Source organism: Neolewinella aurantiaca, assembly GCF_008014675.1.
In the GTDB taxonomy this organism is placed as follows: domain Bacteria; phylum Bacteroidota; class Bacteroidia; order Chitinophagales; family Saprospiraceae; genus Neolewinella; species Neolewinella aurantiaca.
Genome location: NZ_VOXD01000004.1, coordinates 112,858 through 134,246 on the forward strand (window position 1 = coordinate 112,858; position 21,389 = coordinate 134,246).

Genomic DNA, 21,389 nt, shown 5'->3' on the forward strand with positions numbered 1-21,389 from the left:
AGTCGTTATGATTAGTATGCTCAAGAAAATTTATAATTATGTCATCTGGAAATTGAACTTGTATCATTTAAATAAGAACAGGGTATCTTTCCACAAAGACATCAAGATCTTAGGAAAGTTAACTGTCTTGAATCGGGGCGGGTGTTTTTTACTAGGTCGAAACGTGATTATCAACTCTCGTTATAGTGCAAACCCTGTTGGAAACGGACGGCAAACGGGTTTTTTCTTAAAGCCAAAGGCGAGTCTGACCATTGGAGATAATGTGGGAATCTCTAACGCTACTATCTATTGCTGGAAGTCAATAACTATTGAGTCGGACGTACTGATCGGAGGAGGAGTACAAATATATGATTCGGACTTTCACTCACTAGGTTATGAAGACCGTGTCTTAAATGGGGACAAAAAAATTGCGGTAAGTCCGGTTAAAATAGAACAAGGAGCATTTATTGGCATGAATAGTATCGTACTGAAAGGGGTTACGGTGGGGGCAAGAAGCATTATTGGTGCAGGGTCGGTTGTTACCAAGAGTGTGCCAGCAGGGGAAATATGGGGAGGGAACCCGGCGAAATTTATAAAGAAAGTATTCTGATCTTAAATAGGATGAATTGATGAAGGAGGATAATGAACTGTCAGTTAAAGAACTCTTTGTTGAGTTAAGTGCATATTTCAAATATGCTCGCTCGAAGTGGTGGTTAGTGGTGTTGGTTTGTTTGGTAATTATAGGTGGTAGTGTTGTTACTCGTTACTTAAGCGCACCTCTTTATACGGCTAAGTTGACGTACCTGGTAGAGACTGGAGGTGGGGGTGGCGGTAACGTTATCCTGTCCCAGTTAGGCTTGGGTGGTGGGCAAGCACCCAATGTAGAGAGGATTCAGCAAATTGCTTTATCTGATCAGGTGGGACTTAAAGTACTGTATGAAGGAGTAGAACTTAACGGTAAGAGAAAGTTGTTAGGTAACTACTTAATAGATGAGTTGGAGTTGCGGGAGAAATGGCGTGAAGAAGAATATGGCTTTGCGGAACTAGAACTGTTGGATTCTATTCCATTTCCAATTTCGAGAGATTACGCTAGTCTACATAAGGCACTACTTAACTTACTGTATGTCGGAGGGGGGCCTGACGGTCCGTTGATCAGGGTCGAAACGGATGCACTTACAGTTATTGCTGAGGTAACGGTGGTGACTACCGATGAGCTGTTGTCCATTCATCTGGCCAATACGGAGTTTGACAAACTACGAGAGTTCTACACTATAAAATCTCAGGTAAGGCAATTGGACAATATAGCAGTATCCCGTACCCTCAGCGATTCGCTACAGCGGGAATTGACGAACGTACAGAAGCAATTGCTACAGGCGCAAGATCGTCGGTCAGATATTGTGTTTAACCGAAACCGTTACGAAGTGGTACGTCTTGAGCAAGAACAACAAAAGCTAATCCTAGCATATACCGAAGCGTACAAAAATTTGCAAATAGCTGAGTTTACTTTCCGCAGCCAGCGCCCTAATATTGAAGTGATTGACCGACCCTTTGCCCCGATTTACGGTTACAGGTACCCAATAGTCCGCTTGGTTATGTTGAGCGGAATCATCAGTGTCATTGTCGCTCTGGCCCTGCTTTTCTTTGCTTACTTGTGGAAAAAAATATTAACAGATATTTGATGATTGAGTGCAGAAATCATATCACTTATTTGTTGGTAATTGCCGTACTGCTCTTTGGTGTGCTGAACTGTCAAACTGTGGGAACAACGCTACAAATTACGGCCTCGATGGAAGGCAAGGATCTTTCTCCAATGATTCGTACAACTTTGGAGCGTAATCCTAGTCAGCCGCTCAACCTAACTTTGGCGAGGGGGAAATTCTTTTTGTCGGAGAACATCCAACTCCCCGGGGGGAGCCGTTTGGTGGGGGCAGGAAGAGGTGCTACTGTTTTAGAAAGTGCCGCAGGAGTTGTTCTACTTGTAGCCGATGTTTCTGAGGTAGTGATTTCAGACTTTACGCTTAAGTCTGATGGTGGACACAGTTCGGTGGAGGTTCGTTCTGGCACCTATCGGGAAAAAAAATCCGCCCGCCCGATACGTAACGTTCGGATCGAGAATATCAGGATAGATAACAATGCAAATACGACTAAAGGTCGGCATGGTATTTCGATTAGAGCGTGGGCCAACGAGGATGTGAGTGACATTGTCATTCGCAACTGTTCTGTAACCGGTGCATGGGGTAGGGACATCAATTTTGGCTTAGACAATTGTTACCTTGCCTCTTATGACAGCGACGGTACGGGGAGCGTTCACGACGTTCTTGTGGAAGGCTGTGATTTCGATCTTGCTGGCCGTCAAAATCTCTCGGTAGCAGGTAAAGGGGCTGGAAAGCCATACAATATCACTATTCGAAATTGCAGTTTTAAGAATAGCACCCTTGCAGGGATTGACCTGGAAGAAGCACGTGCCGTCAAAATTGAAGGATGCTCTTTTGAGGACAATGGTTTATGTACCACCTACTTTGATTTAGGGTCTCGTAACAATGCTATGCGTTCTGCTTTGGTGGCACACAATAGTGAAGCGGCGGTTAGTGATTGTACCTTCCGTAACGCATTCATTGGTTATGCTGCTGTCCACAAGGAAAGTGGCGGAATGCACCTGACCGACTGCCATTTTACTGATGCTCCTGTCGCCAATGGAAATTTTGCCGGGTTTGGGGAAACGGAATTCAATAACTGTTCTTTCACGGGAAGTAACCGTCCGGTGGTAAAGATGTACCGTGGCCGCTTTCAGTTTACGGATTGCCGGTTTTCGGGCAGCGCTGAGTCACTGATAGAACTTGCCGGAGGAGGAACCTCCAAGAGAGAACATGAAATAGCTGGTTTTACTAACTGTGAGTTTACTGGTTCCGGCTCCACTACTGCGATTCTGGCCAATTACGAGTTCCTTGTTTTTGAGGGCTGTAAATTTCAAACTTTTTCTAATTTATTTAGTACTTCCGGAATCAACCGGTGGAATACCCTTAAACTTCTCAATGCCAACGTAAGCGATGTTGGCTCTATTGGAGAGTTTCCTTATCAATCTTTAGAGTATTTGAAAATTGAGAATAGTCACCTTGAGCTGTCTAAAGGAGGACTTACCTCGCCTACGGTGAACGGTGTTTTTGAACTGAATGGAAACGATATAAAGCTGGCCAACAAAACAGCTGCACTAGTTAAAAGTAAGCAGTTTCGCAAAGTTGTGTTGAAGGGAAACACCATTTCTCAAGAGGTAGCGACTATGCCTCTAATTGACCTTACTACCCAAGCCGATGGAGAAGTTCATATCATTGATAATGTATTGCCTGAAAAAAGCAGGGAAGTCTCTCTTATCAAAATAGCGGGACGCGGAAAGATTCCTTTAGGTAAAACAACCATTGGTGGTAATAAAAGCCTCTCCGGGAAGTCAGTAGATCCGGACCTATTTGGAACCTTGAAGAAAAACTAGCCAGTGCTACGTAAGGGACTAGCGGTTTATATCCTATTGTTACCATTCACGTCTGCTTTCGCGCTGACGTCAACCATAACGCTTAGCGTAGTATGGGTATGCGCACTGCTACTACTGTACGTATTCTATATTATGATAAACAAGAAGATGCAGAACCCGCTGACGGTTGAGCATCTTTTAGCGGGGACTTTTCTTCTTGGAATAGTCATTTCCTATGTTTACAATGGTTTCCTCCAGTCGAAGCCTACGAACCACCTGATTGCCTACTTCGTCACGTTTGGGCTCTTCTTTGGCTTTATCAACCAACTGTTAAACGAGCTCGGGCCAAGTGAAAAGAACGTAGACTTCGTACTTAAATGGCTGACGATCATGATGGTATTCGTCAGTTGCTTTGCGGTAGCGGAGTTTGGGGTCCGGATGGCCATTGGGGTCAATATCGGAGACTTTCTGCCACGGCCGTTCAGGGGGGAATACGACTCTTCTACACTTGACAAGTTTCTGGTGCGAGTACGAGGTTTTACGGAGGAATCCGGCCAGCATGCATTCATCAGTGAAGCTTTTATGCCGCTCTGTATCTACTACCTCATTTACCGGACCAATTGGCCTGGATTAATAAAAGGAGGTCTGATCGGGCTGCTGATTGTTAGCTTTCTGTTGGCGTTTAGCGCAGGCGCGCTTGTCGCTTTGGGGCTGGCCTTAGGAGTAATGGGTGCATATTACTTCGTATTTCGACGCATTAGCGTGGGGACCATCTTCAAACTGGTGATAGGGGTTTTGGTAGCCTACCTGGCTATTCTGGCCCTTCTTGACATCGATCTTTTTGCTACGCTTTACGCCATCGTTGAAGCAAAACTAAACGGCGGTGGATCATTGAATGACCGTAGCAGTCGGATGGATGAGTTTTGGATTGCTTACTTACCTCAACCCATATATCATAAACTTTTGGGGTTCGGGCCTTCAGGGTTCCGTATTCTCGGACTAGAAAAATCTATTCTCTCTCTCTACCCGACTTTCATGAACGAAGGAGGCATTATCAGCCTTAGTACTTTTCTATTGTTTCTCACGTACACGTTCTGGACAATAGTACGCATTGAAGGCGTAGCGAAACTATTTTTACTTGTGAGTTTTGTTGCTTGCGTTGTCCATTATATCGCTGTTGCTGATTACTTCCGGCCGTGGTTTTGGTTTTTTACAGCGCTGGTCTTTTTTATAAGTCGGGTTGAAAGCGAAGCGAAAATAGCCAAGGTGTAACATGAATCAACTGAAATCCCTACTACGCCTCTGCCAAAAAAACCACGTGAGTTTCCTCTACGTCGCGATAAGGGCTGCGTACTGGAAACTATTCAGAGGGTTACTGCTATTCGCTCCCGCAGCAGTGGCAATGCGGATAAAAGGGAGAATTGAAACTTCGGATCGCCTTGTCGTTGGTTTGGGTGAATCGAACTTTACTGACGGAAGAGAGCGAACGATACTAAATATACGCGGCAAGCTGGCCCTTGCCGGAGCCTATTCTATTGGGAGCGGTTGCCGCTTCGATATCGGGAATGACGCAACCGTTAAAATTGGAAAAGGCGGCTATATCAACGTCAACACAACAGTTGTCATCATGCATGGGCTCACGATTGGAGATCAATGCGTGATTTCCTGGAACTGCCAATTCCTGGATGAAGACTTTCATCAGGTGGAGTATGAAGGTAAAACTCAACGGCCTAAAGAAATTACCCTGGGCAGCCACGTTTGGGTCGGCTGCGGATCAAGTATATACAGCGGTACAAGTATCCCGGATGGTTGCATCGTTGCCTCCAACAGTGTAGTGCGTGGTGTATTTTCCGAACCTAATTGCATAATCGGAGGAAATCCTGCTAAAATTATTAAAAGAAACGTTGATTGGAAATAACTGATAATAAACCACTAATCTCCATTATCACCGTAGTTTACAATGGTGCGGCCTACCTGGAAGAAACGATCAGGAGTGTCCTTGCTCAGGATTATTCTAACTACGAGTATATCATCATTGATGGAGGGAGTACTGATGGTTCAGTCGAGATAATAAAGCGCTATGCTGATCATCTTGTTTACTGGGTCAGTGAACCTGACCGTGGCATGTACGACGCGATTAATAAAGGCATCGGGCGGGCGAAGGGGGAGATTTGGACCAGCCTCAATTCAGATGATCGTTTGGCCTCGGAAGGCGTATTTTCCGCAGTAATAGATGCTTACCGGAAGCACCCGGAGCACATTGCCTACTTTGGCAACATCATTAAGGAACGTGACGGTGAGCGGAGACATATCAGGTTGGAGGATGTTGGTTTTCAGCGATTGCTCTCTTCCCGCCATTGCACCTTTATGCCTCAGCCTGCTACTTATAACGTTAAGGCCAAAACAGATGCGGTGGGGTACTTCGATGACCAGTACCGCTACGCGGCGGATTATGACTATCACCTGCGGATACTCAAAGAAGGGACTGCTTTACACGTTCCGATCGAATTTACCATATTCCGCCAACATGAGGATGCGCTGACGAGTACCGGAAACGACAAGATGCGGGAAGAAAAAGAGAAAATTATTACGGCTCACGGCTACGGACAACAGCCACTTAAAGAGCGCCTTCTTTACTTTATCGGCTGGTCGAAGTACGCTATCCGTAACAAGTTGTTTACCCGCACCAGTACCGCTGAATTATGAAGAAAATACTAATTGATGCAACCTGCATTCTGCCCAAGCAGAGCGGCGTGGGGAGATATGCCATCGAACTTTTGCGGGCTATGGTGGCTCTTGACCAGAAGAGATGGGCGCTCCACATTTTGTTGCATCCCGATATCAGAAACATGACGGATTCTCCGGTAGGTTTCCTGTTTGCAGAGTCACGGATAAAACCGGAAGTGAGCTACCTTGAAGTGCCGGGTATAGGGTTTAAACGAGAGTGGGTTTTCTGGCGTATGCGCGGTCAGTTTCCTGCTCATGACTTGTTTCACTGCCTGTCTTCCAATGCTCCCTGGTGCATGGCGAAGCGTGGGCTCGTTACCATACATGACCTGAAATTCATTCTTTTTCCTGGTTTTTTCGGAAAAGTCGGGCGTTTGAAAAGCTTGTATCTGAGTAAGCAGTTTCGTGCTATTGCGCGCAGGTACCAAAGAATAATTACAGTAAGTGACTCTACCCGACACGATTTTCTGGAAGTTTATGGTAGCGAAGCCAAAGGACTGGAAAAGAGGGTTAAAGCAATTTTGTCCGGGTATTCCGTGCCAGGTGGAAGTACTTCACTTCCTGAATTAAAACAGCAATACGGTATTGACGGCCCTTACTTCTTCTACCTGGGAGAGTTGCGGCCGCACAAGAATGTACGGGGCATGATCGATGCCTTTATTGCTCATAAGCGAGCGAATCCTGATAATGATGCATTGTTTGTTATCGGGGGGCATGCTCACCCTTCTTTTGTCGCAGATTATGTGGAGGATGAGGCAGTTCGCTTTATCGGTTTTGTACGGGAACAGGATCTTGGCCCGCTTTATAAGCACTCGCTGGCCTGTTATTTTGCCAGCTTATATGAAGGTTTTGGTTTCCCGATTCTCGAAGCGATGGCCTCAGGCACTTTGGTGATCACCTCGTCCATCAGTTCGATGCCGGAAGTGGCTGGTGACGCTGCAATACTGGTGGACCCTACGGATAAAAGTGACATGGAATCCGCACTTACCCGTGTAAAGGAGATGTCTGAAAAAGAAAGAGAAGCCTTTATTCAGAAGGCTTCATTGAATCTGGACCGTTTCTCCTGGAAATCCTGTGCCAGACAAACTTTCGAGCAGTACAACTTACTGATCGGGAACCTCACGAAGTAAATTAAAAGTAGTTGAAGCCTCCACTTACCGTAGCCATCATCTCCAACACAGCCTGGAGTCTGGTCAATTTCCGTACCAGACTCATGGAGTCTTTGCGGGAGGCTGGCCACCGGGTCGTGGCCGTTGCTCCACCTGATGACTACGTTGACAGCGTAAACGCTTTGTGTGATGTGTTTGTGCCGCTGAAGGAACTTAGCGCCAAGGGGAAAAACCCCGCTCAGGATTACCGCCTGTACCGGGAATTTTGTGCAATCTTCCGGAAACACGGTATTGACTTTGCTTTCACCTTCACGGCAAAACCCAATATCTACGGCGCAATGGCCGGAAAGCGTTGTGGAGTTCCCGTGGTGCCAACGGTCAATGGATTAGGGAACGTATTTATCGAAAAAAGTCCGACCCAGGTGCTCATGCGGGCACTATACCGGCGAGCTTTCCGGAGTTGCCCCACGGTATTGTTTCAGAACATCGATGACGAAGAACTGTTTCTTGAAGCAGGAATTGTTGAGCTGGGGCAATGCGGTAACGTTCCGGGTTCAGGGGTGGATTTGAAAAAATTCCCCGTTAAAGAAAGGGCTTCCGCCAGGCCTTACCGCCGCTTTCTGTTCACCGCCCGGCTGGTTAGGGAAAAAGGCGTTTTTTATTTTCTTTCCGTTGCGGAGAAAATCCGCCAGTCCGATCTTCCGGCGGAGTTCGTTGTTATTGGAATGCCAGCTAATAATCCTTCAAGCATCAGTCCTGATGCTTTATCCGAGTACGTGTTCAAAAAGAGTATAACTTATCTGGGGCAAACGGATGATATGAATGCTGCGCTGGAGAAAACAGATGTGTTGGTTCTTCCTTCTTATTATCGGGAGGGTATTCCTCGTATCTTGCTGGAGGGGTTGGCCAAAGGCCTTCCAATCATTACTACTGATAGTGTCGGCTGCCGGGAAACGGTCACGAACGAGGTAAACGGCCTACTGATCGCTCCACGTAGTGAACGTGCACTGGAGCAAGCAGTCCGCAGTATGCTGGAACGATCAGAGGAAGAACTTGAGGGTATGGGGAGAGCCAGCCGTCGGTTAGCCGAGGAGCGCTTTGATGTAAATCAGGTCGTTAGTACCTACTTAAGTATACTGGAGGCTTGATCAGGGGTTCCGGTTACACACTTTCTGTTAACAATCTGGTTTGCGCCCTAACGATCTTAGGCCTGTCTAGGACACTATACATTTAAGAGTAACGTCCTGATTATTTACCTCTTAACCATATAGCATCAGTCGTATTTTACAGTCGGAAAGTCACCCTCAGGTTTATTCTCCGCCAAAAATCGAAGGGGGCATGTCTAATCACTTTATTCACTTGAGCTGCTGGGCTTCGTTTAAAAGTTGCGTCGGATAGTTACGGCCGGACCTTAAGTGGGCAATTCTGACTTAAGAGCCTAAAGTAATTGCTCTCTTTGCTCCATTATCCTTTTCTTTGCACCCGCGTTTGCGCCCAAAAGGAATGAACGCTTCTAAATGTCTACCTCGCTACCTGCGCGGCGGCTTAATTTGTCAACGGGCTTCTGGTCCGGTTTACTATTATCAGCATGGCTAAAAAAGCTCTCATTACCGGTGTTACCGGACAAGACGGAGCGTACCTCTCCGAACTACTTCTCAAGAAAGGTTACGAAGTTCACGGCATTAAGCGCCGTGCTTCTCTGTTCAATACCAATCGTATTGATCATTTGTACCAAGACCCTCACGTAGACAACCGCAACTTCATCCTCCACTACGGAGACCTGACCGATTCGACGAACCTTGTACGCATCGTCCAGGAAGTCCAGCCCGACGAGATCTACAACCTCGGCGCGATGAGCCACGTTAAGGTGAGCTTCGATATGCCGGAGTACGCCGCCGATGCCGATGGCATCGGAACGACACGTCTGCTGGAGGCCATCCGCCTGCTGGGCCTGACCAAGAAAACTCGCTTCTACCAGGCATCGACGTCCGAACTCTACGGGTTGGTGCAGGAAGTACCTCAGTCAGAGACAACACCGTTTTACCCCCGCTCCCCGTATGCGGTGGCGAAGATGTACGCCTACTGGATCACGGTCAACTACCGCGAAGCCTACGGCATGTACGCCTGTAACGGCATCCTGTTCAACCACGAATCGCCGCTGCGCGGCGAGACTTTCGTGACCCGCAAGATCACCCGCGCGGTGGCCAAGATCAGCCTCGGCCTGCAGCAAGACCTGTTCCTTGGTAACCTCGACGCGAAGCGCGACTGGGGCCACGCCAAAGACTACGTCGAAGGAATGTGGCGGATGCTCCAGCAGGATGAGCCGGAAGACTTCGTGCTCGCTACGGGTATCACCACTACGGTCCGCGACTTTGTAATCATGAGTTTCCGCGAAGTAGGGGTTGAATTGTCCTGGTCTGGCGAAGGTGTAGACGAGAAGGGTACCATCGCTTCGGTGAGTAACCCCGACTTCCCCCTCGCAGTAGGTACACAGGTTGTTGCGGTCGATCCGCGTTACTTCCGTCCTACGGAAGTGGAGCTTCTGCTGGGCGACCCGGCAAAAGCGAAGGCGAAACTGGGCTGGGAGGCAGAGTACTCTCTGGCCGACATGTGCTCCGAAATGGTTCGGGCAGATATCGAAGTTTTCCGCAGAGACCAGATTCTTAAGGAAGCCGGATTCGAAATCCGCAACCAGTACGAGTAAGCCATGGAAAAGCAGAACAAAATCTACATCGCCGGCCATCGTGGTATGGTTGGCTCGGCCATCAGAAGGAACCTGGAATCAGCAGGGTACACAAACATCGTTACGCGGACGAGCGGGGAGTTAGACCTTCGCGATCAGGCTGCGGTACAGGCGTTTTTTGCGGTCGAGAAGCCGGACTACGTTTTCCTCGCGGCAGCCAAGGTTGGGGGTATTCTGGCCAACAACACGTACCGCGGCGAGTTCCTCTACGATAACCTCATGATCGAGGCCAACGTAATCGAGGCCGCACGGGTACACGAGGTCAAAAAGCTGATGTTCCTTGGATCCAGCTGCATCTACCCCAAACTGGCGGAGCAGCCCCTCACGGAGGATGCCCTGCTGACTGGTCCGCTGGAGCCGACGAACGAACCCTACGCGATCGCGAAGATCACCGGAATCAAACTGTGTGATGCCTACCGTCACCAGTATGGTTGCGACTTCATCTCGGTAATGCCCACGAACCTTTACGGCCCGAACGACAATTACGACCTGAAGAGCAGCCACGTTCTTCCGGCCCTGATCCGCAAGTTCCACGAGGCGAAGAAGAACGGCACTCCGGAAGTTGTGATGTGGGGAACGGGGTCTCCGAAACGAGAGTTTCTGCACGCCGACGACCTCGCCGCAGCGTGCGTTTTTCTGATGCACAACTTCAGCGATTACGGTTTCGTGAACATCGGAACGGGCGAGGACCTCGCTATTCTGGAGCTGGCGCAAACGATCAAATCGGTAGTTGGTTACGAAGGGGAAATCACCCACGACCTGACCAAGCCCGACGGCACGCCCCGCAAACTAATGAATGTTGGCAAGCTCCATGCGATGGGCTGGAAACACCAGATCGATCTGCAAGAGGGCATCGAGAAGGTTTACGCATCACTGACCAATGAAGAATGGTACTAGGGGGGTGCTCTTCATCACACAACGTTTTCCGCCACATACCGGAGCCGCAGCGCGCCGGCTCCGGTATCTGGCGCAAAATTTTTCGAAAACCGGTGATGTATTTGTCATCAGGGCAGGAGTGCCGGGGATCGAACTAGATGAAGTGAAAGAAACCCTGGTGATCGCAGCCAGTGACCTGCGGAAACTGTCGGGCAAAAACGGCAAAACCCTGAGCGGAAAAGCGAAGGAAAACTTCCCGGTAAAGCAACTTCTGAAAGCCCGCCAGGCCTTCCCTTTTCTTTACCTGACCGACGACGGCGGTGTACGGTACCGGCAACAAGCGTATCACAAGGCATGCAAATTAATCGAAAAACACGGTATCACTACCGTGTTTTCGTCGTTTAGGCCCTGGTCGGATCACTTGGTTGCCCGCCAACTGAAGCGCAAATATCCTCATCTTGTCTGGATTGCCGATTTTCGCGATTTGCCCGTTGATCCCGTCCGTAAGGATGTCTGGTGGCCGGGCCTGCAAAAATGGTGGGGAAGGAAAGTTGTTGCGCGGGCCGATGAAATGTGGGCCGTATCTGAAGGGCAAGAAGAGCAGTTCATGGGGTGGCACCCCAACATAAAAGTGCAACGCAATGCGTTGCTGAAAATGCCGCCGATATGTTCCACTCCGCTGACCGATCGTTTTACGATCGTGTACACCGGAAGCCTTTACCCCGGCTTGCAGTCGGTGGCGCCTCTGGTCGGGGCACTGCGAAAAATGTTGGCAGCAGGGACGATGAGCCCCGAAAAACTATGTCTGGTATACCGGGGTAAAGACGCTCCGGTTTTTGCAGAATGGACCAAAGAGTTGCCCGCTGCCTGCCTTGACATTCAACCTTCCATTGCACCCGCGGCCGCGCAAAAAATGCAACAAAACGCCCAGTTATTGCTCCTGCTCAACTGGTCTGCTCCTGGGTATTTCGGCGTGCTGACGGCGAAGCTGTGGGACTACCTCGCGACCGCAAGACCGGTGCTCGCACTGGTAAACGGGCCGGGTGATAAGGAACTTAAAGGCATAATAGAGGGCGCAAACGCAGGTGCCGTGTTTGCGGATGAGGAGCAAGGGAGGTTGGAGAAATGGCTCTCCGAGCAGTACGCAGCCTGGCTGAAAAACGGCGAACTGCCCTGGTTTCCTGACCGGCAAAAACTAACCAGCTACTTATGATCGTTGCTGTAGTCGCCAATACCGCCTGGAACCTGTTGAACTTCCGGAAGAGCCTGATCGGCGCCCTCCTGGCGGAGAACCACCGGGTCGTGCTACTCGCCCCTGACGGTCCCGAGTGCGAACAATTGTCGGCGTCGGGAGCAGAATTTATCCGGCTCCGGCACTTGCGGAGAAAAGGAGTAAATCCCCTGCGGGACCTGGCGCTACTGTACGAGTTGCGTACCGTTTACGCCCGGGAAAAAATTGATGTAGCACTTCATTTTACCATAAAACCGGTCATCTACGGATCGTTCGCTGCGCGGATGACAGGAGTGCGCAACATCAGCACCCTCACCGGCCTGGGCTATACGTTTTTATCGGGCGGATGGGCAAACGGATTGGTTCGGAGTATGTACCGTATTGCCCTGCGCCATGCCGCAGCGGTTCTGTTCCATAACCACGACGACCGGCAGTTGTTTCTTGACGGCGGCCTCGTCACGGAGGCACAATCACAAGTCGTAGCGGGCTCCGGCCTGCAACTGGACGATTACCCGCTAAGCCCTTACGAAGAAGCTATACCCAACCGTTTTTTGTTCGTTGCGCGCCTGCTGACCGACAAGGGAATCCGAGAGTACGTAGCCGCCGCAGAAGCGGCCAGGGAGGTGAACCCAGAGCTGTCTTTCCATATTCTGGGGCCGCTCGATCCCGAGAACCCGGCGGGCATTAAGGCGGAAGAACTGGAGCGATGGGTTGCCGAAGGCATCATTGCCTACGACGGGGTATCGGCCGATGTATGGCCGCACCTTGCCCGGGCGTCTGTTGTCGTATTGCCTTCTTACCGGGAAGGTTGTCCGCGGGTACTGCTGGAGGGAGGCGCCGTCGGCAGGCCACTCCTGACCACTGATGTGCCCGGTTGCCGGGCCGTCGTTACGGCCGGAGAGAACGGTTGTCTGGTGCCAGCCTGCAATGCGGATGCGCTGGCCCGTGCGATGCTCGAGATGAGCGCCCTCCCAAAGGAAGAACTGAAGGCGATGGGCCTGAGGGGGCGAAAAATAGTAGAAGAGCAATTTGATGATCAGGTGGTGAACCGGGTTTACCTGAGCAAAGTCAACATTACCTGAAAACGGACCTTCGGGTTGGTGCCCGTGCCGAGCCGGGTGGGGGAGAGAGCCGTGAATCGCGTGATGGAAACGCAAAGCTATGCGCTGACGGGAGATTAGTGGGAAGGTCTTACCTTTGGGGCAAGCGACCTGCTGCCTGATTGTAGTGGTAGATCTCAACCTGGTTTTTGGTAAATCGTATTCTCTTTGCTTTTCAATTCTCTGGACTTTGCGATTTTTCTGCCGGTAGTATTTATACTTTACTGGTTTGTATTCAACGGGAATCTGCGACGCCAGAACATGCTGGTTGTTGCTGCAAGTTATTACTTCTACGGTTCGTGGGATTACCGCTTTCTCGGGCTCATTGTTTTTAGCACTGTAGTTGATTTCGTCATCGGTAACCGACTCAGGACGATAGAGAGGGCCCGGGGGCGCCAGCTGTTGCTTGGCCTGAGTTTGGCCGTCAACCTCGGCTTGCTTGGATACTTCAAGTACTGGAACTTTTTCCTGGACAGCTTCGTGGAAGCATTTCGGTTTTTCGGAAGTGAAATAAGCGCGGACCGGCTGGAAATAATTTTACCGGTTGGGATCAGCTTTTATACTTTTCAGACACTTAGTTACACGATTGATGTGTACCGCAAAAGGCTTGAGCCAGCAGGTAGCCTCATCGATTTTGCTGCTTTTGTTAGTTTTTTTCCGCAGTTGGTCGCTGGTCCGATTGAGCGGGCTTCAAACCTTTTGCCCCAGTTTTACCGCAAGAGAAATTTTGAATACGCCAAGGCGGTTGACGGTATGCGTCAAATTCTTTGGGGATTGTTCAAAAAGGTTGTCATTGCTGACGGCTGCGCTGAGTACGTAAATTTGATTTTTGATGGCTCTTCGGATTATCCCGGCAGTGTTCTCCTGATTGGAGCGGTTCTTTTCGCCTTCCAGATTTACGGTGATTTTTCCGGGTATTCTGACATCGCTATCGGAACCTCCCGGCTGTTTGGGTTTAACCTGATGCGCAACTTTGCTTACCCATACTTCTCGCGGGATATCGCTGAGTTCTGGCGGAGATGGCATATTTCTCTTTCTACCTGGTTCCGTGACTACCTGTACATCCCCCTGGGGGGAAGCAGAGGTGGTACCTGGATGAAAGTGCGAAATACCTTCATCATTTTTCTGGTAAGTGGGTTTTGGCACGGCGCCAACTGGACTTTCATTGTATGGGGCGGACTCAACGCTTTATTGTTCCTTCCCCTGTTGCTGAGGAAACGAAACCGATCGAATCTTGAGATCGTGGCTGCAGACCGGCTTTTGCCGACATTACCGGACTTTCTGCGAATGGTTGCTACTTTCAGCCTGGTAACCCTGGCCTGGGTGTTCTTCCGGGCAGAATCCATCGAGCATGCGGTGAATTACCTGAGCGGTATTTTTTCTCCTTCTCTCTTTGAATTGCCAGGCAGGAGTATGCTAAAAGGAGTAGCTAAGCTTGTGGTGCTCATCTCTTTCTTTCAGGCCCTGGAATGGATCGGGCGGCGAGAAGAGTTTGCAATAGCGCGTTTCGGACTTAGCTGGTGGCGGCCGTTGCGGTGGGCTTTTTACTTTACCCTTATACTAAGTGTTTTGTACTGCAGCAGCGACCAGCAAAGCTTTATATACTTTCAGTTTTAGCGGGCAGAGTCTCTTTTGTTGCGCGAGGACTTGCCCGTTCAATTTACTGGCCACGTGCCAGGCATGGCTTCCCCTTCCTTCCTGTATTTTGCCAATCTACTTCCCTCTCCTGCGGAGGACATTTACCGCCTGAAGAGCATGCTTGTTCAAGGCGCTGTAAATTTCAGGACATACATTCCACCATTTCAGGCCAAGGAGAAGAACCACAACTGCCAAAAGGGTACGTATTCCGACATTCACTAAGCTGAAGCCAGTCTCGACAGGGACCCAACTGATAGAAAAAGCAATTAAGCCAAGAGCTATGATTTTAAGGGTTTCAATTGAAAATGGCTGCATTTTCATTTTAAATAAAATGAAAAGGTACTTAGTCAGATTGTACAGGAAGATAGAAATCAGGGTAGAGCTTGCTACTCCGATCAGGCCCCATTCCAAATGGACAATAAATATGTAGTTGAAGGAAAGGTTCAACGCCGCAAGGATGAAAATTGCCACCATGTTGAACCGAAAGTAATCGGAGAATGTGATCAGGTGACTGTTAATCCCGGTGTAGAGATCAATGAGGCGGACAAATCCTAGAATGTAGAAAACACTCAGGTTTGCAAGGATCTCCGTGGGGTTCGGGGTCCAGCCAACGATATCACGAAGGTTTATGGCAATGATCACGAAGAGGGATGTTCCTACAAAACCGAGAACAGCCGAAGACCGGTCGTATATATTGCTGATCTTTTCAAGGTCCTGTTGTTTCCAGGCTTCGGCAATTATTGGTGAGGAAATGGCTCTTATTGACCTTGCCGGAACCTCAATCACTATCGCCATAAACGCAATGACCTTGTAGACGCCGGTGCTTTCGATGTTGATGAGAGTCGTAATCATCAGGCTGTCCATCTGGGTAGCGAGGATGGCTCCCATCGCACCGAAGGTGGTGTAGGAGGCATAAGTCGCCATCTCTTTACGCAGCCCTGGCTGGAGTATTTTATAGTTCACCTTCAAGTCGAAGGCTGTAACGCGCCAGGCATATGCAATCAAGCCCAGTAATGCTAAAGTGTACAGTCCCAGTAGCCCCCAGACGAACTCATTCTGATTGATGTACTGAAAATACAGCAACAGAATAAGCATGGGCAGTCCCAGCTTGGGCAAAATTCCGGTAAAAACGGACTGAATGGCTATCCGGTTGTAGTTCCTCGTGTAGTTGTCGAAGAGCAGGATCAAGGCGTGTACAACGACGAAAAGAGCAAGAGGGTACTGATAAGTAGCAAAAAGGCTGAGGTCGAATCCTAACCAATCGAGGATGCTGGCCCCATAGCCCCCCAGAGAAAAAGCGATTGCAGCGCTTACTGCAAGGGTAGCAAAGGTGATCAGAAGCAGGACGCCCAGGTAGCCGTTGTCGTTGTCTTTTGTTTTCCGGAAATGGGGAAAGAACCGTAGGGCAAGATGAGTCGCTCCAAACGTAGCAAGTGGTGCCATGAAAGTGACAAAGTCGAGGCAGGTTTGTGCCAGACCATAAGCTGCGTAATCGTAAGGGTAGATGAAGAGTGTACTGAGAGCACCTAAAATGACTCCTACGTATTGGATGAAACTGCTCTTGATGCCTTGGCGCTCAATAACTCCCATGCATGTGCGGATTTATCCCGCAAAGGTAGTGTAAACAATCCTACTGCCCGGGAACCAGTTTCACAGAAGAGGCTGGGAAGGAACTGCAAATAACGAGGCTGAATTTGTCCTGCTTCGGAAACGAACCAGAGCTACAGAGCAGAGTAGACCAACCTGTGGTGAGAGAATAAACGCCGAAGGTTTAGGCGGGTTTTGCTGAGGATGAAACACCCTTTTCGGCGTCAGCCGTCTGCTTTCATAGTAAGGCAAAAAGCGTACCTTGTGCCCGCTTCCACCCGGTGGAAGCTTACCCTGTGGGAACTATTCTCACCTGAACTAAATGACTACGCCAGCTCTTCTCTTCGCCTTTCTTAAGTCTACTGCGCTGAAGACATATTCGTTGGTCCGGAATAAATAATAATGAAAACACTCATCCGTAAATTCTTAAACTCGTTCGGATACGAAGTTGTGAAATTGGCAGAAATGAACGTCCCCCCGGATATTTTGGGAGACAAAGAGTTCATGGATCTTTATAAAGACTGTCGGCCCTTTACGATGACGTCTCCCGAAAGGATGTACTCTCTCTACAATTCGGTTAACTATGTCCTGGACAAAAAGATTCCCGGAGATTTTGTCGAGTGCGGTGTTTGGCGGGGCGGAAGCTCCATGATGATTGCTAAATGCCTCGCTAAGCGAGGAGTGCAAGACCGGAAGATTTACCTCTATGATACCTACGAAGGAATGTCTAAACCTGACGACAACGACTTCACCGTGGATACGAAGGAAGACGCAATGATCAAGTTCGAGTCTACCTCGAAATCGGAGGACTCGTCTGACTGGTGTTACGCCAGTATTGATGAGGTAAAGCAGAATATGTTCAATACGGGCTATAATCAGAAAAACCTTCACTTTATTAAAGGAAAGGTCGAAGACACAATTCCTGGTACAATTCCCGGTCAGATCGCTTTGCTCCGACTGGATACCGACTGGTACCAATCGACCAAGCACGAACTTGAATATCTGTACCCTTTGCTAGAAAAGAACGGAGTACTGATCATCGATGATTTCGGTCATTGGGAGGGGTGTAAAAAAGCGGTTGTTGAATACTTTGACAATGACGAAAATGAGGTGTTGCTGGGCCGGATAGATCGCGCAGGACGAATCGTTCTGAAAGCATAAACAGAGATCTGATCAATGGCCGTAACTCACTTGGAGTCTGAAACCGGAAGTACCGAAGGACTTAAGAGCAAGATCGCCTTTGTTCGTGAGTGCCTGCAAAAAGACGAGCTTGATCCGCTTCTGAACGTTAGTTCTGGCAAAATCCCTCTGGGAGAACGAGGGCTTGTTGGTGTCGACATGCCCCGGTCAGAAGTGGTAATGACGACTTATTTTACGGGTAAGCGTGATCCGCAACGAAATACTTTTGTTGCTGCCGATGCCTATGCCTACATCCAACCACTTTACGATAGCGTTCGTGATCTCGGCCTGGGCTGCATCATTTTCCATGATGGTTTACGAGAGTCTTTCATCGAGCAATACACCACCGAAACCATTAAGTTCGTGAAGGCAGAACTCGGAACGCTCTCGTTAAACGACGACAGGTACCTGCTCTACTACGAATATATTCTAAGGTTCGGTCAGGGGTTCTCCAGAATAATTCTATCGGATGTGTCTGATGTGATTTTCAGGGCCGATCCTTTTCCTCTCATCAAGGGTCATCCGGAATTGCTCTTTACCGGGAGAAGCCATATCGGTGTGGTAAAGCATAATTATGTGAATTACCAAAGAATAAGGAGGTTTGAGGAGGATGCTAATCTGAAAATCCCCTCTAATTTCTACAACATGCGGATATTCAACGCAGGAACCATTGGAGGGAGCAAAGAAGTAGTAGTTTGTCTGTTGCATCAAATGATCTCATTTTTTCTGAGGTACAACACTGACAGAAACCATAATATGACCATTTTCAACTATTGCATCTATCTGTACTGGTTGGAGTCCGTTCATTTGCCCGAATTGAAGATGATTGGTCCTCGCCATGCTTTGCTCAAGGCAATTGTCTTGCTCGAGGATAAACTGAATCGGGATTTGCTCCCTGATAAGTTTCTTTGTGACAATGTTACGTACCAGACGCCGGCTCTTTTCGCCGGCTTTCCGTTTACCAGCGCATTCAAAAAGTATGAGGTAAACAGCAACGCCTACCTTATCCACAAGTAAAGAATACAATTCATGGCTTTAGAATTTATAAAAGACATAACGATCCGCAAACACTACCTGCTCAAACTATGGTGGGACAGGAAGAGCGGATTCCTGGAACAGTCAGGATGGATAAGATCGTTTGAGGAACGTAAGTGCGTTGATGCCGACGGTCAGCCCGTGCCCTGGCTAACGTACTCACTGAATAAAATCCTGGACAACCGATTGGGTAAAGAGGTAAAAGTATACGAGTTCGGATCAGGCTTTTCAACGTTGTTTTTTGCAAAGCGCGTGAAGCACGTTTATACGATTGAGTATGATAAGAAATGGTATGACTTGCTCATCGGTCAGCTTCCGGAAAACACGACCATCGACTTTAGCGAATTCGAACAACCCGGCTACGTAGCGAATATCATCGACGTTCCTGAACTATTCGACCTCATAGTAATTGATGGGCGAAGAAGAAACGAATGTGCAGCTAACGCTATTAATAAAGTAGCCGAAGGTGGCGTAATCATCTTTGATGATACCCACCGTGATAAGTACCGGGAGGGAACCAAACTGATCGAAGACCTTGGGTACAAACGGCTCGATTTTTGGGGATTCGTTAACGGGAGCATCGACCTTAAGTGTACTTCTGTTTTCTACAAGGCGAATAATATCCTGAATATATGAGCTTTTCCGGTGGTTGGGGTAAATCCCTCAATCCTTCAGATGGTCGGCAATCAGGTCGTAGTATGATCTCGTAAACTCTTCTTTGTGAGCGGGGTGGACATGGTCTCCGGTGTCTCCCTTCTGATTTTCCTTTATGCCCAAAGGTATGAGTGAGGTCGGGCTGACTCCAGTTTCGGCTATTCGGCTATTCGCCACTTCAATGTAGTCCGCAGAGTTATTAAGTGTTTTCTCATAGATCGGACCGTGCAGGTAAATGAGGTTCAATTCGTTTTGATCCGCGTAGGTTACTATCTTGGCGAGAAAGATATTTTTGTCGGATTTAATGTCCGTAACAGAGATTTCGTTGGAGAATTGACTTAGGACAGGCTCAGGAGCCTGTTTGATGTAATCTTCTACAAGTACATCGCGTATGTCTTTTCGGTTGCGGAGGGGGATAGAACGGAAGTAAGAGGGCATTTCAGTTATGATCGTCCTTTTCTGAGAAATACTCAGTTCCCAAAAATCTGAGAAAGAATGCATCGTTCTCAGGTAGCCCGCATAGGCTACGTCTCTGGTCTGCATATCCAGGGCCTGCACCAGAATTACGTTCTTCAACTCGGGGTGTTTGCGGTGAGCCGCTTTTAAAACATTGTACGATCCAGCATAACCGTATAGTCCGGTCAGTGCCAGGTTTAGGGTGTGCTGTCCTGATAGTTCGCTGAAAAGTTTAGCGTCGATAGAATTGCCAAGGGAACTGTCTCCAATCAGGATCGTCCGGACCTTTTCGTCCGCCGCTATTTTTTCCTGTTGATAGCGGTAGAGTTCCTGATAAGTGCTGGTATCCGACCGAATCAATAGTATGCTGAGGGCGGTTAGTGCCACCAGTGAGCTAGCCGAAAACAGAAGCAGTTTTGTAATAAATCGTTTCATGAACTTAACCTCATTGAGTTTTGGCCTCCCCTCGCGTGCTGAAGCCCGTAGTTTTAGGGGGAGCGAAAGCCCGTATATTTGTCTCCCTATGGTTGGTTGAGCAGTTTTGTTAGTGGGCTTTGGCCGCCTACCTTTGTCGCTTTACGGGGTATACCTTAACCCTGCCGCTAAGCTAAGCATCATTGCAATATGGTTTAGCAGTTTTGATTTAAAGAGATGATTTCCACGGATTTTACCCAAAGCATTAACCCCCCCATGAACCTCCACGTCCTCCTCCCAACTCATAACCGACAAGACCTCCTCCGGCGTTGCCTCAACAGCCTGGAGCAGATGGCCGTGGAATTCACCGGTGCAACCGTTCACGTAATCGAAAACGGGTCCGCAGTGGCGGAACAGATCGCCAATAGCTATCGGGATCGGTTACCCGTCAGGTACCACCATTTCGCTCAGGGCAATAAAAGTCTTGCCCTTAATGCTGTCGTACAGACGTTGCCGAAAGACAGTCTCCTCGTGTTCTTCGACGACGACGTAGCCGTTAGACCAGGAACCATAGCTGCCTTTAGGGCTGCAGGAGAAAAATACGGTCCTAAGCACTACTTCGGAGGTGTGCTCCACCCCGACTACGACGCACCACCCTCAAAAGACGTAATTCCTTATTTGCCCCCATCAGCCCGGAAAATCGATCACTCTAATGGTACCGACTACCGTGAATTCGGCAAGTTCCGCTTTTTCATGGGCGCCATCTGGGCTTGCTTCCTCGAAGACCTGACGGGAGCGGGAAGCTTCGATAAGCAATTCGGACCCGGCGCAAGTTCCGGCGCCCGGGGGCAGGAAACCGATGCTCAACTCCGCCTTTATACTACGGGGTGTCAACCGGTATTTGTCCGCGCCGCAGCCGTAGATCACTACGTAGCTCCGCATATGGTGACCGCAGATTATGCCGTAGAGCGGATCTTCCTGGCCAGCATCCACAAAGGGGAACAGTGGCCGGGATTTGTACATACTTTGGGGATGCTGACAAAGTTGGCTTTCAGTTCATTACTGCTGCCCCTGCAACCCAACAGCGTCGGGCACCGTTACCGGATTGCTAAGGCTGCGGGCTACTTCCGTGGATTAGCCAAACGAAGCAAAGAAAAATAACAGGGGGCAAGGCTTCGGGGTAAAACGAAGATTTTGC

General features: G+C 49.0%; 19 protein-coding genes. 17 read left to right on the forward strand and 2 right to left on the reverse strand.

The genetic code is table 11. The annotated features are described in order from the left end of the window. Window positions 1-7: 7 nt before the first annotated feature. The 13 genes from FUA23_RS03905 (at window position 8) to FUA23_RS03965 (ending at window position 14,845) form a co-directional block, all read left to right on the forward strand. Complete coding sequence (locus FUA23_RS03905; RefSeq protein ID WP_147929412.1) at window positions 8-589, forward strand: acyltransferase; 582 nt, start codon at window positions 8-10, stop codon at window positions 587-589. A gap of 19 nt (window positions 590-608) precedes the next feature. Further along, entirely contained in the window at window positions 609-1,658 is a 1,050-nt protein-coding gene (locus FUA23_RS03910; RefSeq protein ID WP_147929413.1) for a GumC domain-containing protein, read from the forward strand. After that, window positions 1,631-3,463 carry a right-handed parallel beta-helix repeat-containing protein gene (locus FUA23_RS03915; RefSeq protein WP_147929414.1) on the forward strand — a complete coding sequence of 611 codons (1,833 nt, stop codon included), beginning with the start codon at window positions 1,631-1,633 and terminating at the stop codon, window positions 3,461-3,463. The genes FUA23_RS03910 and FUA23_RS03915 overlap by 28 nt, the downstream gene beginning before the upstream one ends. Before the next feature lie 132 nt (window positions 3,464-3,595). Next, entirely contained in the window at window positions 3,596-4,714 is a 1,119-nt protein-coding gene (locus tag FUA23_RS03920; protein WP_147929415.1) for a hypothetical protein, read from the forward strand. A gap of 1 nt (window position 4,715) precedes the next feature. Beyond that, window positions 4,716-5,360, forward strand: a complete 645-nt coding sequence (locus FUA23_RS03925) for an acyltransferase (protein WP_147929416.1) — start codon at window positions 4,716-4,718, stop codon at window positions 5,358-5,360. Further along, window positions 5,351-6,148 carry a glycosyltransferase family 2 protein gene (locus tag FUA23_RS03930; RefSeq protein ID WP_147929417.1) on the forward strand — a complete coding sequence of 266 codons (798 nt, stop codon included), beginning with the start codon at window positions 5,351-5,353 and terminating at the stop codon, window positions 6,146-6,148. Before FUA23_RS03925 ends, FUA23_RS03930 begins: the two co-directional genes overlap by 10 nt. Then, window positions 6,145-7,299: a glycosyltransferase family 4 protein gene (locus FUA23_RS03935; RefSeq protein ID WP_147929418.1), complete on the forward strand. Its 1,155-nt coding sequence runs from the start codon at window positions 6,145-6,147 to the stop codon at window positions 7,297-7,299. The genes FUA23_RS03930 and FUA23_RS03935 overlap by 4 nt, the downstream gene beginning before the upstream one ends. Window positions 7,300-7,310: 11 nt before the next feature. Then, window positions 7,311-8,426 carry a glycosyltransferase family 4 protein gene (locus FUA23_RS03940; RefSeq protein WP_147929419.1) on the forward strand — a complete coding sequence of 372 codons (1,116 nt, stop codon included), beginning with the start codon at window positions 7,311-7,313 and terminating at the stop codon, window positions 8,424-8,426. 440 nt (window positions 8,427-8,866) lie between these two features. Further along, window positions 8,867-9,982, forward strand: a complete 1,116-nt coding sequence (gene gmd / locus FUA23_RS03945) for a GDP-mannose 4,6-dehydratase (RefSeq protein ID WP_147929420.1) — start codon at window positions 8,867-8,869, stop codon at window positions 9,980-9,982. 3 nt (window positions 9,983-9,985) lie between these two features. After that, the gene (gene fcl, locus FUA23_RS03950; protein WP_147929421.1) at window positions 9,986-10,918 is read left to right on the forward strand and encodes a GDP-L-fucose synthase; all 933 of its coding nucleotides are present in this window, start codon (window positions 9,986-9,988) and stop codon (window positions 10,916-10,918) included. Beyond that, window positions 10,902-12,110, forward strand: coding sequence for a glycosyltransferase family protein (locus FUA23_RS03955; RefSeq protein WP_147929422.1), 1,209 nt, complete (start codon window positions 10,902-10,904; stop codon window positions 12,108-12,110). The genes fcl and FUA23_RS03955 overlap by 17 nt, the downstream gene beginning before the upstream one ends. Further along, window positions 12,107-13,210 (forward strand): glycosyltransferase family 4 protein, encoded by a 1,104-nt coding sequence (locus FUA23_RS03960; RefSeq protein ID WP_147929423.1) that lies wholly within the window; start codon window positions 12,107-12,109, stop codon window positions 13,208-13,210. Before FUA23_RS03955 ends, FUA23_RS03960 begins: the two co-directional genes overlap by 4 nt. A 186-nt stretch (window positions 13,211-13,396) precedes the next feature. Next, a complete protein-coding gene (locus FUA23_RS03965; RefSeq protein ID WP_147929424.1) occupies window positions 13,397-14,845 on the forward strand; it encodes an MBOAT family O-acyltransferase in 1,449 nt (482 codons plus the stop codon). A 96-nt stretch (window positions 14,846-14,941) separates the two neighbouring features. On the opposite strand, the gene FUA23_RS03970 is transcribed toward FUA23_RS03965, so the two are convergent. Next, a complete protein-coding gene (locus FUA23_RS03970) occupies window positions 14,942-16,456 on the reverse strand; it encodes a lipopolysaccharide biosynthesis protein (RefSeq protein WP_147929425.1) in 1,515 nt (504 codons plus the stop codon). 462 nt (window positions 16,457-16,918) lie between these two features. Between FUA23_RS03970 and FUA23_RS03975 the strand changes: the two genes are divergently transcribed. From FUA23_RS03975 to FUA23_RS03985, 3 genes are read left to right on the forward strand one after another with little or no spacing between them, the layout of a single operon-like run. Beyond that, window positions 16,919-17,614 (forward strand): TylF/MycF/NovP-related O-methyltransferase, encoded by a 696-nt coding sequence (locus FUA23_RS03975; protein ID WP_222706986.1) that lies wholly within the window; start codon window positions 16,919-16,921, stop codon window positions 17,612-17,614. A gap of 15 nt (window positions 17,615-17,629) precedes the next feature. Further along, the gene (locus FUA23_RS03980; protein WP_147929427.1) at window positions 17,630-18,649 is read left to right on the forward strand and encodes a hypothetical protein; all 1,020 of its coding nucleotides are present in this window, start codon (window positions 17,630-17,632) and stop codon (window positions 18,647-18,649) included. Window positions 18,650-18,661: 12 nt separating this feature from the next. Next, a complete protein-coding gene (locus tag FUA23_RS03985) occupies window positions 18,662-19,303 on the forward strand; it encodes a class I SAM-dependent methyltransferase (protein WP_147929428.1) in 642 nt (213 codons plus the stop codon). Between the two features lie 27 nt (window positions 19,304-19,330). Here the strand turns inward: FUA23_RS03985 and FUA23_RS03990 are convergent, their stop codons facing one another. After that, complete coding sequence (locus FUA23_RS03990) at window positions 19,331-20,212, reverse strand: hypothetical protein (RefSeq protein ID WP_147929429.1); 882 nt, start codon at window positions 20,210-20,212, stop codon at window positions 19,331-19,333. Between the two features lie 255 nt (window positions 20,213-20,467). Between FUA23_RS03990 and FUA23_RS03995 the strand changes: the two genes are divergently transcribed. Continuing rightward, window positions 20,468-21,352 (forward strand): glycosyltransferase family 2 protein, encoded by an 885-nt coding sequence (locus FUA23_RS03995; protein ID WP_187270878.1) that lies wholly within the window; start codon window positions 20,468-20,470, stop codon window positions 21,350-21,352. The last annotated feature ends 37 nt before the right edge of the window (window positions 21,353-21,389 follow it).